This is a genomic window from Rhodococcus sp. 114MFTsu3.1, from assembly GCF_000383555.1.
GTDB lineage: Bacteria > Actinomycetota > Actinomycetes > Mycobacteriales > Mycobacteriaceae > Rhodococcoides > Rhodococcoides fascians_E.
Window position 1 is genome coordinate 19,083 of sequence record NZ_KB911565.1, and the last position, 16,064, is coordinate 35,146.

Annotated in this window: 18 protein-coding genes and 1 pseudogene; 13 read left to right on the top strand and 6 right to left on the bottom strand. The window is 64.3% G+C overall.

Features of this window, described 5'->3' with window-relative positions:
* Positions 1-29: 29 nt before the first annotated feature.
* A complete protein-coding gene (locus H292_RS0126040; RefSeq protein WP_019667910.1) occupies positions 30-500 on the top strand; it encodes a winged helix-turn-helix transcriptional regulator in 471 nt (156 codons plus the stop codon).
* On the opposite strand, the gene H292_RS0126045 is transcribed toward H292_RS0126040, so the two are convergent.
* Positions 481-1,254 (bottom strand): site-2 protease family protein, encoded by a 774-nt coding sequence (locus H292_RS0126045; RefSeq protein WP_026348268.1) that lies wholly within the window; start codon positions 1,252-1,254, stop codon positions 481-483. The genes H292_RS0126040 and H292_RS0126045 overlap by 20 nt on opposite strands.
* Positions 1,251-1,916 carry a hypothetical protein gene (locus tag H292_RS0126050; RefSeq protein WP_026348269.1) on the bottom strand — a complete coding sequence of 222 codons (666 nt, stop codon included), beginning with the start codon at positions 1,914-1,916 and terminating at the stop codon, positions 1,251-1,253. The genes H292_RS0126045 and H292_RS0126050 overlap by 4 nt, the downstream gene beginning before the upstream one ends.
* Before the next feature lie 179 nt (positions 1,917-2,095).
* Between H292_RS0126050 and H292_RS0126055 the strand changes: the two genes are divergently transcribed.
* The 8 genes from H292_RS0126055 to H292_RS0126090 all read left to right on the top strand — a co-directional run bounded on the left by H292_RS0126055 (position 2,096) and on the right by H292_RS0126090 (position 8,669).
* Positions 2,096-3,388, top strand: a complete 1,293-nt coding sequence (locus H292_RS0126055) for an adenylosuccinate synthase (RefSeq protein WP_019667913.1) — start codon at positions 2,096-2,098, stop codon at positions 3,386-3,388.
* Positions 3,389-3,793: 405 nt separating this feature from the next.
* Positions 3,794-4,345 (top strand): alternate-type signal peptide domain-containing protein, encoded by a 552-nt coding sequence (locus H292_RS0126060; protein WP_020113358.1) that lies wholly within the window; start codon positions 3,794-3,796, stop codon positions 4,343-4,345.
* Positions 4,346-4,355: 10 nt separating this feature from the next.
* A complete protein-coding gene (locus H292_RS0126065) occupies positions 4,356-4,910 on the top strand; it encodes a hypothetical protein (protein ID WP_019667915.1) in 555 nt (184 codons plus the stop codon).
* On the top strand, positions 4,907-5,503 hold the full coding sequence (locus H292_RS0126070) for a signal peptidase I (protein WP_019667916.1): 597 nt from the start codon (positions 4,907-4,909) through the stop codon (positions 5,501-5,503). Before H292_RS0126065 ends, H292_RS0126070 begins: the two co-directional genes overlap by 4 nt.
* Positions 5,500-5,997: a hypothetical protein gene (locus H292_RS0126075; RefSeq protein ID WP_020113359.1), complete on the top strand. Its 498-nt coding sequence runs from the start codon at positions 5,500-5,502 to the stop codon at positions 5,995-5,997. The genes H292_RS0126070 and H292_RS0126075 overlap by 4 nt, the downstream gene beginning before the upstream one ends.
* Complete coding sequence (locus H292_RS0126080; protein WP_020113360.1) at positions 5,997-6,581, top strand: SipW-dependent-type signal peptide-containing protein; 585 nt, start codon at positions 5,997-5,999, stop codon at positions 6,579-6,581. Before H292_RS0126075 ends, H292_RS0126080 begins: the two co-directional genes overlap by 1 nt.
* On the top strand, positions 6,582-8,129 hold the full coding sequence (locus H292_RS0126085) for a signal peptidase I (RefSeq protein ID WP_231383931.1): 1,548 nt from the start codon (positions 6,582-6,584) through the stop codon (positions 8,127-8,129).
* Positions 8,130-8,228: 99 nt separating this feature from the next.
* The gene (locus tag H292_RS0126090; RefSeq protein ID WP_019667920.1) at positions 8,229-8,669 is read left to right on the top strand and encodes an LGFP repeat-containing protein; all 441 of its coding nucleotides are present in this window, start codon (positions 8,229-8,231) and stop codon (positions 8,667-8,669) included.
* Positions 8,670-8,832: 163 nt separating this feature from the next.
* Here the strand turns inward: H292_RS0126090 and H292_RS0126095 are convergent, their stop codons facing one another.
* On the bottom strand, positions 8,833-9,351 hold the full coding sequence (locus H292_RS0126095) for a methylated-DNA--[protein]-cysteine S-methyltransferase (RefSeq protein WP_020113362.1): 519 nt from the start codon (positions 9,349-9,351) through the stop codon (positions 8,833-8,835).
* A 60-nt stretch (positions 9,352-9,411) separates the two neighbouring features.
* On the opposite strand from H292_RS0126095, the gene yczR reads away from it, so the two are divergent.
* Positions 9,412-10,887, top strand: coding sequence for a MocR-like transcription factor YczR (gene yczR / locus H292_RS0126100; RefSeq protein WP_020113363.1), 1,476 nt, complete (start codon positions 9,412-9,414; stop codon positions 10,885-10,887).
* A gap of 37 nt (positions 10,888-10,924) precedes the next feature.
* On the opposite strand, the gene H292_RS0126105 is transcribed toward yczR, so the two are convergent.
* Entirely contained in the window at positions 10,925-12,001 is a 1,077-nt protein-coding gene (locus tag H292_RS0126105; protein ID WP_020113364.1) for a CaiB/BaiF CoA transferase family protein, read from the bottom strand.
* An 89-nt stretch (positions 12,002-12,090) separates the two neighbouring features.
* Here H292_RS0126105 and purT point away from each other — a divergent pair, with 89 nt between their 5' ends.
* Both purT and H292_RS0126115 read left to right on the top strand, forming a co-directional pair.
* Positions 12,091-13,299: a formate-dependent phosphoribosylglycinamide formyltransferase gene (gene purT, locus H292_RS0126110; protein ID WP_020113365.1), complete on the top strand. Its 1,209-nt coding sequence runs from the start codon at positions 12,091-12,093 to the stop codon at positions 13,297-13,299.
* Positions 13,296-13,778, top strand: coding sequence for a DUF456 domain-containing protein (locus H292_RS0126115; protein WP_027499107.1), 483 nt, complete (start codon positions 13,296-13,298; stop codon positions 13,776-13,778). Before purT ends, H292_RS0126115 begins: the two co-directional genes overlap by 4 nt.
* Here H292_RS0126115 and H292_RS0126120 read toward each other — a convergent pair.
* Positions 13,771-14,517, bottom strand: a complete 747-nt coding sequence (locus tag H292_RS0126120; protein WP_019667926.1) for an amidohydrolase family protein — start codon at positions 14,515-14,517, stop codon at positions 13,771-13,773. The genes H292_RS0126115 and H292_RS0126120 overlap by 8 nt on opposite strands.
* 46 nt (positions 14,518-14,563) lie before the next feature.
* Here H292_RS0126120 and H292_RS0126125 point away from each other — a divergent pair, with 46 nt between their 5' ends.
* Positions 14,564-15,442: an SMP-30/gluconolactonase/LRE family protein gene (locus H292_RS0126125; RefSeq protein ID WP_019667927.1), complete on the top strand. Its 879-nt coding sequence runs from the start codon at positions 14,564-14,566 to the stop codon at positions 15,440-15,442.
* 54 nt (positions 15,443-15,496) lie between these two features.
* Here H292_RS0126125 and H292_RS0126130 read toward each other — a convergent pair.
* Positions 15,497-16,064, bottom strand: a pseudogene (locus H292_RS0126130) (pyridine nucleotide-disulfide oxidoreductase); the annotation flags it as partial.

Below are 16,064 nucleotides of genomic sequence, written 5' to 3' on the forward strand. Positions count from 1 at the left end.
TTCGACCGAAGTCAGGGTAGTCTCGGGGCATGACAGCGATGACATTGTCGGGCCCCCTCGCCGACCGTGATTCGTGGACGGCGAATCACTGCTCGATCGACAAGGCAATGGGTGTCGTGGGCACACGCTCGGCCGTTCTCATTTTGCGTGAGGCGTATTACGGGGCAACACGATTCGATCAGTTCGCTTCACGCGTCGGGATCACCGAGGCGGTGGCGTCGGCGAGGTTGAAAGAACTGACGGAGGCCGGACTGTTCGTGAAGTCGCCCTACCGAGATCCGGGCCAGCGGACACGGTACGAGTACCTGCTGACCGAAATGGGTGACGATCTGCTGCCCGTCGTGCTCGGACTGATGCAGTGGGGAGACAAACACCTGCAGTCCGGCCGTGGACCGTTGGTGGTGACGGACGGCAACGGCCGGGTTCAGGTGGAGGTCAGGAGCACCGACGGACGGGCGGTGGCTGCGGACGATCTGGAAGTCAGAGCCAGAACCGCATGAGGTAGTTGCCGTACTGCGCATAGATGTCGGGGACTCCGGAAAGTCCGAACATCCAGTAGATGGCGTCGAAGAACACGATGTTGACCTGGGGCACGAACAGGAATGCGACGAGGATCAGAATGCCGTACGGCTTGAAGTTGGCCAGCGCTCGGCGGGTGTCGTGGGACAGGTTGTTCTCGATCGCGGCGTAGCCGTCGAGACCGGGAACCGGAAGAAGATTCAGCACCGTGGCCATGACCTGCAGAAACGCCAAGAAGCTCAAGCCCCACCAGAACGCGCGATGATCCGAACCCGTTCCCCAGACGCGAATCACGACCAGCAGAACCACGGCGGACACAAGATTCGCACAGGGCCCGGCAAGAGCGATCCTGCGCTGGATCCTCGGCTCGAACATTCCGGTGCGGAGATACACCGCGCCGCCGGGAAGACCGATTCCGCCGATCGCGATGAACACCACCGGCAGCACGATCGACAGCAGCGGATGGCTGTACTTCAGCGGGTTCAACGTCAGGTAACCGCGCAGCTCGACCTCGCGATCACCGGCCCGGAACGCGGTGTAGGCGTGACCGAACTCGTGCAGGCACACCGTCACGATCCACCCGGCCAGGACGAGGACGAACACCCCTATCCGTGCCGAGACGTCGGCTGGCGATTGTGCAGTCCACGCAACGACACCGCCGACCACCGCAGCAGCCACCACGGCCAGGAAGACCGGGCTCGGGCGTACGCGTCGACGCCGCAGGGGGATGCTCACCGGACCAGCAACCACTCCACGTGATGGCGATAGAACGTCGATCGCTTCACTTCTCGGTCGCCGGGCACGCCGTCGCGAGTCAGACTCGCCGCGTACGCTCCGAGCTGCATGGCGCGGCCGTGGGCCCACCGATGCGGAAGCAGGCGTCGGCCCCCGGTGACGCGGGCCTTGAGCCCGGGCATGTTCGGCGTCGGGACGATCTCGACGGCATGCGCCGTGCCGGAGAACAACTTCGTGTCGTCGACGTAGGCCTCACCTTCGAGCGAACGCCCGGAAGTACCGTGTACGACGGCCCGGCCGACCACGGCCTTGCCTGCGTCGTCACGGATCAGCGGGGTCGGCGACGCCGTGCCCGTCATGGCAACCTTCGCGGCCCGCGACCCCGTTCCGAGGCGGTAGACATGCCCCGCGGCCGTCGCCGACTCGGGAACGAACGCGACTTCGACGTCGAGGCGATCGGTACGCATCAACCTCGTCAACACGGCCGCGAGGGACGCGTCGCCGCCGAGGACGATGACCCGCGGGCCAGGTGACCCGGCGGCGTCGGCCAGGAGGGCGTCGCACTCGTCGTTGGTGGGAATCTCCGACGCCGACGTCAGTGGCACATCCGTCAGCGAGATCGGCAGCGGAGGGTTTCCGCAGTGCAGGACGAACGGTGTCACTGTGCTCCCGTGCAGTTCTGTGGTTGTGGCCTGGTGCTCGGTCTCCACCGTAGCGCCATGACCGGTGCCACACTGCCTCGGCTAGACTGACCCCCCGGCCTGCCTCCACACCTGGAAGCAACCTCCCGCACGTCAATTACACAGCTAGTTTTTGCACAGAAGAGACACCAGGAGAGCACATGCCGGCGATAGTCCTGATCGGCGCCCAGTGGGGCGACGAGGGCAAAGGCAAAGCAACCGATCTGTTCGGCGAACAACTCCAGTGGGTGGTTCGGTACCAGGGTGGCAACAATGCGGGCCACACCGTCGTGCTCCCCAACGGGGACAAGTTCGCGCTCCACCTGATCCCGTCGGGCATTCTGACTCCGGGAGTCAAGAACATCATCGGAAACGGAGTCGTCGTCGACCCGGGCGTTCTGCTGACCGAGCTGGCCGGGCTCGAGGAGCGCAACGTGGACACGTCAGGCCTGCTGCTCAGCGCCGATGCGCACCTGATCATGCCGTACCACGTGGCCATCGACAAGGTCACCGAGCGCTTCCTCGGAGCCAAGAAGATCGGCACCACCGGTCGCGGAATCGGACCCTGCTACCAGGACAAGTTCGCACGCGTCGGCGTCCGCGCAGCGGATGTGCTGGACGAGAAGATCCTGACCCAGAAGGTCGAAGCTGCACTGGAATTCAAGAACCAGGTGCTCTCCAAGATCTACAACCGACGCGCTCTCGACCCGCAGCAGGTCGTCGACGAGGTCCTCGGGCAGGCGGAGAAGTTCAAGCACCGCATCGCGGACACGCGGCTCGAGCTGAACCTCGCTCTCGAACGCGGCGAGACTGTTCTTCTGGAGGGATCGCAGGGCACTCTGCTCGACGTCGACCACGGCACCTACCCGTACGTGACGTCGTCCAACCCGACGGCGGGCGGCGCGGCAGTCGGCTCCGGCATCGGACCCAACAAGATCACCACCGTCCTCGGCATCCTCAAGGCCTACACGACGCGCGTCGGGTCGGGTCCCTTCCCGACCGAGCTTTTCGACAACTCCGGCGAATACCTCGCGAAGCAAGGCGGCGAGGTCGGCGTCACCACCGGGCGTGCGCGTCGGACAGGGTGGTTCGACGCGGTCATCGCCCGCTACGCGACCCGTGTCAACGGCATCACCGATTACTTCCTCACCAAACTCGACGTGCTCTCCAGCCTCGATACCGTCCCGATCTGCGTCGCCTACGACGTCGACGGAGTCCGTCACGACGAGATGCCGATGACGCAGACCGGCTTCCACCACGCCAAGCCGATCTACGAAGAGATGCCAGGCTGGTGGGAGGACATCTCCGGAGCGCGCACCTTCGAGGACCTTCCGGTGAACGCACAGAACTACGTGCTCAGGCTAGAAGAGCTCTCCGGCGCCCACATGTCCTGCATCGGCGTCGGCCCCGGCCGTGACCAGACCATCGTTCGTCGGGACATTCTGAACTCCTGATTCGTTCGACAAAGGCCCCGTAGCGTTCGCGTTGCGGGGCCTTTCTCGTCTCGTGGCCTGGTTTCGGCCGACGCGTATCGAAAGATACTTGTCGGTCGTTATCTTTGCGTATACGCGACCGTAGATCCTCCGTCTGACCCTCTTAGCTGACTGCCTCGGCTCTTTCTGTGCTGCGATCGAATGAATTGACGCTTTACATCGACCGTGTCGGTGTAACTGTCGGTTAGGTAAAAGTCCAGTAAAAAGACCTTCGGACTTTTACATTCGCAGGGGTAACAGACCGCGTGGTCCTTGCGAAACAATGGACGTCGCACCAGGTGCGCGGGCCGGCACCGGCCGACTCGACCCGAAGAACGCCGGGTCCCTCACTGGCCTTCCATTGGGCCCACACGAAGAGAGAAACGAATGAACAAGGCAACCAAAGGCGCCATAGCCGCGGGGGCGGCAGCTGTCCTGCTGCTCGGCGGTTTGGGATCCTTCGCACTGTGGCAGGACGATGCCGAAGTCGCGGGTGGAGAAATCAACTCTGGTGAACTGAACTTCGAACCGGTCGCGGGGACTGCTCTGTGGACCGAGACGTCGGTAACTCCCAACGTCGTCATCGGGCCTAGCCCAGCTGGGTTCTTGATCGTGCCGGGTGACGTTCTGGAATACTCCTCGGACTACGTGGTGAACTGGGCAGGACCCAACCTCCGGGCGACGATTACTGCGGACTTCACGGAAGTGACCGGTGATCCCGCTCTCGCCGCCGCACTGGCCGGCGCGACCGTCTCGGTCAATGGTGGCACCGACCTACCCAATGGATCGGCCGTTCCGCTGCCGCTGACGGCGTCGCCACAGACCATCAGCGTCGAGGTTCGGATCGAATTCGACCCAGACACGGCTGGTTTGGTTGCGCAGAACGAGTCGGTCGACCTGGATTCCTTCACGCTGACGCTCGACCAGGTACGTCCCTGATCTCTGCGAAGTGATCAAGCACGGCCGATACTGGGCACTCGCAGCCGCGTCCGTCGTTGTGGTGGTTTTCGGATCAGCACAGACGACGGGCGCGCTGTGGCGTGACGACGCCATCGTGAGCGGTGGAACCATCAACTCCGGGACCTTGGACATCAAGGTCGGACCCGCAGGGGCAGAGGTGAACGATTATGTGCTCGCCGCACTCGGCGGGACGAATCTCGGTCCGAACGGGTTTTCGCAGGCATCGTTGTCGATCAAGAATGCGGGAAACGTTCCCTTCGACTACCGACTCCAGAGCACAACGGTCACCGGAACGGTGCCGCTGACGTTGACGGCAAGCCTGGTCGGGGCGGCGGCGGATTGCCCGCCGACGACCGCTCCAACCGGCGCCACTCAGCTGTACACCGGCAATGCCGCTGGGGCGCAGGCTCCGACGGCACCCGCCGCACGTTTGCTCGCCCCCGGAGCGGCGGAGGTCTGGTGTTTTCGGGTGTCCGTAGGTATAGACCCGCCGAAGAGTCAGTCCTCGACCGTGAAATTCTCGTTCCGAGCGGATCAGACATGAGCACCGAAGACACCGACGTGATTCCCGTTGTCCCGCCCGAGAGGAACGGGGACGAGCGCACCGGGGTGTGGTGGTGGGTGAGTCGAATCGTGTCGTACACGTTGCTGGCCGCGATGCTGTTCGTTCTGGCTGTCACCGTGGTCGTTCCGCGTGTGTCGGGGGCGACGCCGTACACCATCCTCACGACATCGATGAAACCCACGTATCCGCCGGGGTCATTGGTCGTGATCAAGCCTGTCGACCGTTCCGAGCTCGCTGTCGGAACGGCAATCACGTACCAAATCCGTTCCAATGAACCCGATGTGGTGACGCACAGAATCGTGGCGACTCAGCAGTCCGGTGGCGGTGTCACGACGTACATCACGCGTGGAGACAACAACGGGTCCGATGACGAGAACCCCGTGCAGTTCGGCCAGATACGAGGCAAGGTCTGGTATTCCGTGCCCTACATGGGGTACGTCAACAATTGGCTGAACGGTGAACAGCGCCGAATCACGGTGACCGTCATAGTGATCGGGCTCGCAGGTTATGCAGTGTTCATGTTCGTCGGCGCGGGTCTCGATCACCGGAAGAAGCGGAGGGAGGCGTCGTGAATTCGAACGTCGCCGTTCCGTGCGCTGTCCTGGTGACGGGACTGGCAATCGTAGTGTTGCTCGGAACAGGTTCCGCGCGGCCAGTGCAGACCGTCGGGTACAGCTACGACGGCGAGACGTGGGGACCGACGTTGCCGAGTCCGCTCTTCGACAACGAGATTCGATGGGTCCCCGGTGACAGTCGCGATGCTGTATTCCATGTCTTCAACGACACCGACGACGATGGTCGAATCCAACTGAAGCTCGTCGCCGACAGCAGAGAGTTCGGCGAATCGCTGACGGTGTCGATCGATGGGTCGGAGTACCGATCGGGTTGCGGATCCGTACTGATCGGCGCACACGAAAAGCGTCGGATCGGTGCCACTGTCGACATGGCAGTGAACGCGGGCAATGCGACCCAGAATTCCCGAGCGTTTGTCGACCTGGTGGTGCGGTGGGACAACGGAGACAGCGTGATTTGTGTTTCGGAGAATCAGGAAGGGGCGTACTCGTGATGGCGAGTCACAAGCAGAACCTGGGGGTCCTTCGCCGGATCGTCTCGGCGCTGATCAGCGCTCGGGCTCGCGCCATCATGTCCATCGGTATCGTTCTCGGGCTGGGTGCCGTAGGAACCCTTGCGGCATGGTCGGATACGTCGACAGCTACCTCGGGGACGTTCACGACAGGCACGATCGACATCAAGATCGGCAACCCTGCGGTCGACAACAATCCACCTGCATTCGCAACAGCCCTCACCAATACCGCGATTGCCCCGGGCAATACAGTCACCGCGCCGCTACTCGTGCGGAACTCCGGGACGGTGCCGTTCAACTACACGCTTTCCGTGGCAGCGACCAACACAGGTCTGGGCGGTTTGCTGGAAAGTTTCGTGTACGGGAACTCGGACTGCTCTGGGCCCGCGGTCAGTACGGTGTCCGGGTTGTTTCCGTCGAAGCCTTTCCCCGGCGTGAATCGGCCCATCCCAGCCGGTGGAACCGACCAACTCTGCATCAGGGTGACAATGCCGTCGACCGCCACGGCCCCGGCGACTCCCGCGACCGGAACCATCACCTACTCACTCGTGGCGACGTCGACCTAGATGAGTACCAACGCAGTACGTTCACGCGCGCACTCGAATCGAAGGTGGGTGCGCGAGATCGCGCTGACCGTCGGCGCACTGGCCGGGTTGCTGTGTGTTTTGGTTGCGCTGGCTGCGGTTGTGTTCGGGATTACGCCGCTGGTCTTCCGATCCGGCTCGATGTCACCGGCCATCGAGACGGGTGCACTCGCGCTGAGTAAGACCACGCCCGCGGTCGACATTCAAGTGGGTGACATCGTCAACGTGACCAACGCGGCGGGCAACGGAATCACGCACCGAGTCATCGAAATCGGAGCCGTCGGAAGCGACAGCGTCGAGCTCTATTTGAAGGGCGACGACAACGCGGAACCCGACGCCGAGCCCTACGTCGTGTCGGAAGCGGGACGGGTCCTTTTCAGCGTCCCCAAGCTCGGCTACGCGGTGACGTGGCTGAGCGGACCTGTTGCGGTCTTTGCAGGCGGTGTTCTTGTCGGCGTTCTGTTGATGGTCGCGTTTCGGCCGCGTCGGGTATCTCCGTCGGAAACCGATGAGGAGCCGCATGGGCGGCACAGTCGACTGCCGACATCGGGACTGGTGGTCCTCGCAACGCTCGGGGCCGTGGCTTTGTCGTCGACGAATCCTCCTGTGGCACTGGCTGCTCCGTTGACCGATACTTCGATCGCAACGAGTGGGAATTTCCAATCCGTTGTTCCGATACCGACAGGATTCAGGTGCGATGACTCGGGTGGTGCTCAACTCAGCTGGCAGAACAATCCGGCCCTTGGCTATGAACTGAGTTTCACGCCTGCGCCGGCCGGTGTGACAAACCCTGTCGTCCTGCCTCCCGCCCCCGGAACCACACGAACGTGGAGCGCCGCGCAACTCCTGTCGCTGCTGATGATCGGCACCCGCACCTTTACTCTCAGGGCAACCTACAACGGCGTCCGGTCAGCGCCGACTGGTAGCAGAGGAATCAACTACATCACAGCCTTGCTCACCGCGTGCGTCGCGGTCGGTCCCGCCGGTGCAGCTCCCAGGCTCGCGCCCCAGGCTGCGCCCACGACAACAACACCTGCCCCGGCGTCGACGACGGCGCCTGCGACCACGACGGAGCAGCAAGCCACCACGACAACCCCGCCCGCCACGACGACGACGCCACCCGCCACTACAACGACGCCACCCACCACGACAACGACGGAACCGCCACCGGCAGCTGTGGAACCCCCACCTGCCCCGGTGACGACAACGACGACCACCGCGGCACCCCCGGCTGACCTGATCTCACCCCAGTCCTCCCCGTCGGGCTCGGCGGTGGCGAAGGTGGTGAGTGTCGACGGCTCGCCGACGTTGCAGATCACGGACTCGTCAGGCGACATGCAGTACAGCGGTCCGATCTCGTCGAGCTCGGAGTACGGCTATGGAGTGGCCTGGGCGTCGGGTGACCAGCTGTGGCTCCTCGGACCGAGCCAGTTGGTTCGACTGGACGGAACCGGCGGAGGGTGGAGTCGCACTGTCGTCGATCCGGCGTCGGGAGAAGTTCCGGCCGAGATTTCGGCTCTGTTGAACTGACGCCGGAAAAGAGTCGAAACATATATTTGTGAATTGACGTGCTTTATCAGTGAAGTGGGCGGACAATGGGCGCCAGGTAAAGCGACGGAAGGTCGGTCGATGTCCACTTCGTACAATGGTCTAGATGTCTTCGGGTACCAATTCGACCGCTTCGCCTATGAACATCCGTGGATCGGCGAGGCCGTCGGGGAATTCATGCTCGGACCGAGCGGCGGGGGCATGATGGAGTTCGCCAAGGCCACGGTGTTCGCACTTCCGGAGGGTGGGGCGCACGAGGTTCACGGCGAGATTCTCGCGTGGTACCTGGCGCACGGGGGTCCGTACGGTGCTCTGGGTTACCCGATCAGCAACGAGAAGCCGACCCCTACCGGCTACGGTCGCTACAGCTTGTTCGAGCGTGGCTCCATCGGGTGGATGCCGGAGACGGGAGCTTTCACCATCGGTGGCACGCGTGAAGACGACGTCAGGGTTCCCGGACCCGAGGCGGAGAGCGTGTCCGCGGTCGAGGTACCTTCCGGGACCGAACCAATTTCCGCTTGAAATACCGCACGTCGGAATAGGCGCACATAAACTGGAATTACGGTTTGTTTCGGCAGGCGACTATTGCTTTTATTTCACTCGGCGACCATTCGTATAATGTACTGACAAATGGATAATTCACTCGAGTGAATTAGTTTCGCATTCATCTCTCGCGCGTCGTCGACTAGAACAGCGTCGGCTCCCCGAAGCCGGGAATGCCTTCGATGGCAAGGATTCTTTGCTTCGTCGACGGTCCTCCGGGAGCCGAGAAGCCGCCGACCTCTCGGCCTGCGCCGAGGACTCGGTGGCACGGGATGATCACCGGCACCGGGTTGCGGCCGAGCGCACCGCCAACTGCCTGCGCTGCGCCCGGATGTCCCAGCCGCGCAGCAACAGCGCCGTACGTCATCGTCGAACCTCGGGGGATCGCGCGGGTGACGTCGTAGACGGCGTTGTCGAAGTCGGAGACGTCGAGAACGACCGGAATGGCCGACAGGGCGGGGTCCCCGCCGTCGAGCAGTGCCATGATGCCCTCGATGGCTACGGTGGCGACGCCGTCCGGGTCGCCGGGGAGGGCGTCGAAGCCGGTCAGGTAGTCGATCAAGCGGTCCTCGGACTCGGGCAGGGCGACGGTGGTGACGCCGTCGGCGTTCCAGGCCAGGCCGCACCGTCCGAGGGACGTGTCGAACAGCGAGTACGGCATTCGTCCAGTATGGACTGCGTTCGAACTGGACTTCGATCCAAAGGCCAGTAGGATCGGGAAATGGCGATACGGGTACTCAACGCAACTTCGATGGCGCGCGATCTGGGACGGTGGCGAACCGAAGCCGAGGACGCGTCCGGTCGCAAGCGCACGTCCCGCCCCACGTACCGGGCCTTGGCCGACGGGATCAGGCTGCTCATCCACGACGGCCGGATTCCGCTGGGAGTGGGGTTGCCGAGCGAGCGCGATCTGTCGTCCGCGCTCGACCTGAGCCGTACGACGATCACGTCGTCCTATGCCGTGCTGCGTGAAGAGGGCTATCTGATCAGCAAACAGGGTGCCCGCAGCACAGTCGCACTGCCGGACATGGCCAAGCCCAACGGGTTGCTGGTGCAGTCTCGCTCGACCGGGCCGGTCATCGATATGTCCCATGCGGCGATGGCAGCGCCGACGGACGCCATGCTGCACGCGTACAACTCTGCGCTGCAGGCACTTCCGGCCTACCTGTCCAACCACGGTATGGAACCGATCGGGCTTGCGGTGCTGCGTGAATCCATTGCTCGACGGTTCGTCGAGCGAGGGTTGCCGACGACCCCGGATCAGATCATGGTCACTTCCGGTGCGCAGCAGGCAGTTCGGTTGTTGCTGGGCACTCTCACGTCACCGGGGGATCGGGTACTGATCGATCACCCGACATACCCCAATGCGCTGGAGGCGATCAGGCGCGTCGGCGCTCGCCCGGTCCCGGTTCCGATCAGGCCGGACGGGGAGCCCTGGGATCTCGACGGAATCCGCAGTGCTGCACGGCAGACCGCATCCAAGGTTGCATACATGATTCCGGACTTCCACAATCCGACGGGCCGTTGCCTTCCCGCCGACGGTCGCGCCGAGCTCGCCAAGATCGCCAGGGACACGTCGATGACGTTGATAGTCGACGAGACCATGGTCGATCTGTGGCTGGATGCGCCTCCGCCGCCGCCCGTCGCGTCGTTCGGGCGTGTGTCGGGCACGGATGTGGTGACGATCGGTTCGGCGTCGAAATCGTACTGGGGTGGGCTGCGTATCGGATGGATCCGAGCCAATCCGTCGTTGATCAGCAGGCTTGCTGGATCGCGAGCTGCGCACGATCTGGGCACGTCCGTCATGGATCAGCTTGCCGCCGGGTTCCTGTTGCAGGACGCGGATGCGATTCTCGACACGCGACGTGAGCAACTGCGCGAGCGTCGGGGTGTGCTGGAATCCGCTCTTGCGGAGCACCTTCCGGACTGGACGTACCGACGGTCGACGGGCGGGATGTCGTTGTGGCTGCAGATCCCGACGCCCGTGTCGAGTGCACTCGCCGCGACGGCGCCGACGTTCGGCGCCGTCCTCGCGGCGGGCCCCCGGTTCGGAGTGGAGGGTGCGTTCGAGCGGTTCCTCCGTCTGCCGTACACCCGGGAGCCCGCGGAGATTACCGCGGCCGTCGTCGCGACCGCCGGTGCTTACGCTGCCCTGGCGCCGAGCGCGGACGACCGAGAGCCCGCGCTCGTCTTCTGATGTGAGTACTTGTGTAGGCCCTGGCCTACATGAGTACTCACAGCCAGAGGGTGTCCGGATCGACCGCAGTCGATGCGGGTGCGGTGGGGATTCCGTTGGGAGTGCGGGAGAAGCGGGGCGCCGGCCGGTGCTGGGTGATGCCGTCGACCTCGATCAGAGTTTCGCGCGCGGCCAGATGCTTGTGGTCCGATGCTTCGCCGAACGTGAGGATCGGCGAGACGCAGGCGTCGGTGCCGTCGAAGATGGCGGCCCACTCGTCGCGCGTCTTGGTCTTGAACACCCGCGTGAAGATCTCACGCATCTCGGGCCAGCGGTCGCGGTCGCCCTGGCCCGGTGTGGTGGCTGGGTCGAGTTCGAGCAGACGGAGCAGCTCGGCGAAGAACTGCGGCTCGAGTGCGCCGACGGCCATGTGCTTACCGTCGGCGGTTTCGTAGGTGTCGTAGTAGGGCCAGCCGGTGTCGAGCATGTTGACGCCGCGCTCGTCCGACCAGGCGCCGACACCGCGTAGGCCCCAGATCATGTGCGACAGCGCTGCTGTCCCGTCGACCATCGCGGCGTCGACCACCTGGCCCTTGCCCGAGGTCTGACGCTCGAACAGTGCGGCGAGGATGCCGAAGATCAGGAACATCGATCCGCCGCCGAAATCGCCGACCATGTTCAGCGGTGGTACTGGACGCTCACCCTTGCGTCCGATGGCGTGCAGTACGCCCGTCACGGAGATGTAGTTGATGTCGTGGCCCGCCGCAGACGCCCACGGTCCGTCCTGTCCCCATCCGGTCATGCGGCCGTAGACGAGCTTGGGGTTGCGTTCCAGCGCGACGTCTGGGCCGAGTCCGAGGCGCTCGGTCACGCCCGGTCGGAATCCTTCGATGAGGACGTCCGCACGTTCGATCAGTCCCAGAATTCTCTCGACGTCGGCCGGGTCCTTGAGGTTGGCCTCGACGAGGGTGCGGCTGCGTAGCTGCTGATCGTGCTCCGAGATCTGGCCGGCGCGTTGAACGCGTGCGACCTCGGCTCCCAGGTCGGCCAGCAGCAGGGCGGCATGGGGGCCGGGCCCGATTCCTGCAAGTTCGACGACTCGAAGTCCTGTCAGCGGTCCACCGGTACTCGACACGTATTCCTCGTTCCGATCAGTATGAAATAAGCGAATCGAGGTTAACTTAGCGTGACTGGAGGCGCGAGGGAACCCCGAGGCCGTGGATAATGAGCGGCGTGAGCGCAGGAGACGAAGCAGTCCGGATCGGCACACCTCTGACCCCGGGAGCCACGCGAGTGATGCTCCTCGGCGCGGGCGAGTTGGGCAAGGAGGTGATCATCGCGTTTCAGCGCTTGGGCGTCGAGGTCATCGCCGTCGACAGATACGACAACGCGCCGGGCCATCAAGTTGCTCATCACGCCTTCACGATCGACATGAGCGACCCCGAACAGCTCCTGGCATTGATCGACGCTCAGCAACCGGACTTCGTCGTTCCCGAGATCGAGGCCATCGCGACCGACGCGCTCGCCGAGGTCGAGAGTCGAGGCAGGAGTGTCGTCATTCCGACGGCCCGGGCGACGCAGCTGACCATGAATCGCGAGGGGATCAGGCGGCTCGCGGCCGAGGAGTTGGGCCTTCCGACGTCGCCCTACGCGTTCGCCGACTCGCTCGAGGACGTTCGCAGCTCCCTGGACTCCATCGGCTATCCAGCCGTCATCAAGCCGGTGATGTCCTCGTCGGGCAAGGGACAGTCGGTGGTCCGCGGACCTGAGGACGTCGCGGCGGCATGGGACTACGCGTTGAAGGGCGGACGCGTCGACCTCGGTCGTGTCATCGTCGAGGGATTCGTCGACTTCGATTACGAGATAACACTTCTCACCATCAGGTCGACGGCGGGAACGGATTTCTGCGAGCCCATCGGGCACCGTCAGGAATCCGGTGACTACGTCGAATCGTGGCAGCCGCAACCGATGTCGGACGGTGCGCTCGCTGCGGCGAAGGACGTGGCGGACAAGATCACCACTGCTCTCGGAGGGCGAGGCCTGTTCGGCGTCGAACTGTTCGTTCAGGGCGACAACGTCTACTTCTCCGAGGTCAGCCCCCGTCCACACGACACAGGGTTGGTCACGCTTCGTACGCAACGGTTCTCGGAGTTCGAACTGCACGCCCGTGCCATCCTCGGACTCCCGGTGGACACCACGCTCGTCTCGCCGGGTGCGTCGGCGGTCGTCTACGGCGGCGTCGACGCGGAGGGCATCGCGTTCGAGGGTGTCGCCGACGCCTTGGCCGTACCGGAGACCGATGTTCGGTTGTTCGGCAAGCCGGAGAGCTTCGTGCGTCGACGGATGGGCGTTGCGGTGTCGACGGCGTCCGACATCGATTCGGCTCGCGCGCGGGCAACCGAGGCTGCAGGCAAGATTCGTCCCGTCACGTGAGTGCCTGGGGGGAGGTGCTGATCGCTCTGGCGATCCTCGTGGGGTTGGTCGGGATCGTCGTGCCGATTCTGCCCGGCGTGATTCTGATCTTCGCGGCAATTGCGGTGTGGGCGTTCGTGACCGGTGGCGCCGCGGCCTGGGTGGTCCTGGGAATCGCGACGGTTCTGCTGGTCGCCAGCGGCGTCGTGAAGTACACCTGGCCGGGGCGAAAGATGAAGGACGCAGGCATCCCGACGCGTTCGCTGGTGGTCGGCGGTCTCGTGGGCATCGTGGGGTTCTTCGTCATCCCCGTCGTCGGCTTGTTCGTCGGGTTCGTCCTCGGCACTTATGTCGCGGAACTTCCCCGGCACCGCAATCACGGTCAGGCGTGGAGATCCACGGTCCATGCCACCAAGGCCGCGGGGCTGTCCATCCTCGTCGAACTGTTCGGGGCACTCCTCGCGACCGGTGTGTGGCTCGGAGCGGCGATCTTCATTTGACCCGGTACCAGGCCCGGGCGTTGCCGCCGAGGACCGCGGGAAGGTCGCCTCCCACGGCTTCGGCGACGAGGTCGATATCGGTTTCCAGGAACCGTCGGGGCGCTCGGGTGCCCGGTAGGTCGGTCCCGAACATCAGGGCGGCGGGGTCGACGGCGTGGATTTTCCTCATGGCATCGACGATGTCCATGTCGACTCGGCCGAAGGCGGAGGCTTTCACGCGGACGCCACGCTCGACGAGGTCGAGCAGGTAGGGCAGGCCCTGCGCGGACATGCCGAGATGGTCGATGCTCACCGCGGGAAGCTTGGACAGGATCGGTTCGAGCGAGAGCAGCATCGAGGCTTCGACGTACAGTTCCGCGTGCCAGCCGACCAGTTCGTGGGCTCTGCGGGCTTGGGCGGTGAGCGTCTGGACGTCCGTCGCGCCTCGTTTGAAGTTGAGCCTGATGGCGCGGACGCCGGCTCGATCGAGTTCGACGATCTCGTCGTCGGACGTATCGGGATCGAGCTGGGCGACGCCTACCCAGCTGGGCCCGAGCGCGTCCAACGCGGCCACCAGGTACGCCTGGTCGGTGGTATGGAAGGACGAACTGATGACCGCGCCGCCGGTGATTCCGAGGCCGTCGGTGTCGCGGTCGTAATCCTCGATGGTGTACGGCTCCGGTGGGTATCCCTGATTCTCGACCAGCGGGAATCGCGGGTCGAGGATGTATCGGTGGGCGTCGAACACAAGGGACAGCATGCCAGCAATGCGATTTCGGCACCCGGGGACCCGCGCCGGTGTTTGAATGCGAAACATGAGAGCTGAAGCAGAAATCGTCCTCGACGGGTACACCTTCCTCGAGTGTCCGCGCTGGCGAGACGGCCGAATCTGGGTGTCCGACTTCTACAGCCAGCGGGTGGTGTCCGCTCGCGGTGACGGGTCGGACGTTCGCGTCGAGGCCGAGGTGCCGCAGCAACCGTCGGGACTCGGGTGGTTGCCGGACGGCCGATTGCTCGTCGTCTCGATGCGAGATCAGAAGTTGCTCCGGCGTGAGGACGACGGTTCGCTCGTCGTGCACGCAGATCTGTCGTCGTACGTGAAGGCGAACCTCAACGACATGCTCGTCGACGACCGAGGACGCGCCTACGTCGGCAATTTCGGGTTCGATCTGATGAACCTGGCGACGCCGGACACGGCCGATCTATTGCGCGTCGATCCCGACGGTTCGGTGCACGTCGTGGCGAAGGATCTCTATTTCCCGAACGGGATGGGTCTGACGCCCGACGGGGAGCTGGTGGTCGACGAGACGGTCGGCAACCGCATCAGTGTCTTCGCGGTGCACCCGGACGGTTCGTTGGGGGAGCGGCGCGACTGGGTGAAGTTCGCGGAGCTGCCGGACGTGACGTCGATGGAGTCCGCGCTGGGGCAGCTGTCCGTGGCGTCCGACGGCTGCGCGATGGATACCGACGGATCGTTGTGGGTGGCCGACGCGCTGGGTCAGCGAATTGTGCACGTGGTGCCGGGCAAGGGAATCGTCGATCAGCTCGAATTCGACACCGGGGTGTTCGCGTGCGGCCTCGGTGGTGACGACGGCCGAACGCTGTACGTCTGCGCGGCTCCGGACTTCAACGAGCACCAGCGCAAGGTGGAGACGGAAGGGAAACTTCTGGCGGTGCGGGTCTAGCCGCCGTGAGTAGGAAACGCACAGCGCTCTGTGCGTTTCCTACTCACGCGTGAATCACGCCTTGTCGGGCTCGGAAGCGCGGAGCATGTCCTCGCGTTCGACGACCTTGACGCGTTCGCGGCCTTCGGGTTCGCCGAGGGAGCGTTCGTGGGCGTCGAGGCGGTACCAGCCGTCCCAGGTGGTGAAGGGGACCTTCTTGTCTTCGAGGAATGTGGTGACCGCGTCGAGTTCGGGGTCGGTGGCGCCGGTGAAGCCGGGTGCGTCCTCGAGGAGGTTGGCGACGGTTTCGTTGGCGTCGCCCTTGGTGTGACCGATGAGGCCGACGGGTCCACGCTTGATCCAGCCGGTGACGTAGGTGGCCGGGACCGGGGTGGTCGAGGACGGGGACTCCACGACGCGGCCTGCTTCGTTGGGGATGGTGCCGGCTTGGTCGTCGAAGGGGAGTTGGGCGATGTTCTGGGAGAGGTAGCCGACGGCGCGGTAGACCGCTTGGACGTCCCAGTCGTTGTAGGTGCCGGTGCCGCGGACGTTGCCGGTGCCGTCGAGTTCGGTGCGTTCGGTGCGTAGTCCGACGACTTTGCCGTTCTCGCCGAGGATTTCGGTGGGGGATTCGAAGAAGTGC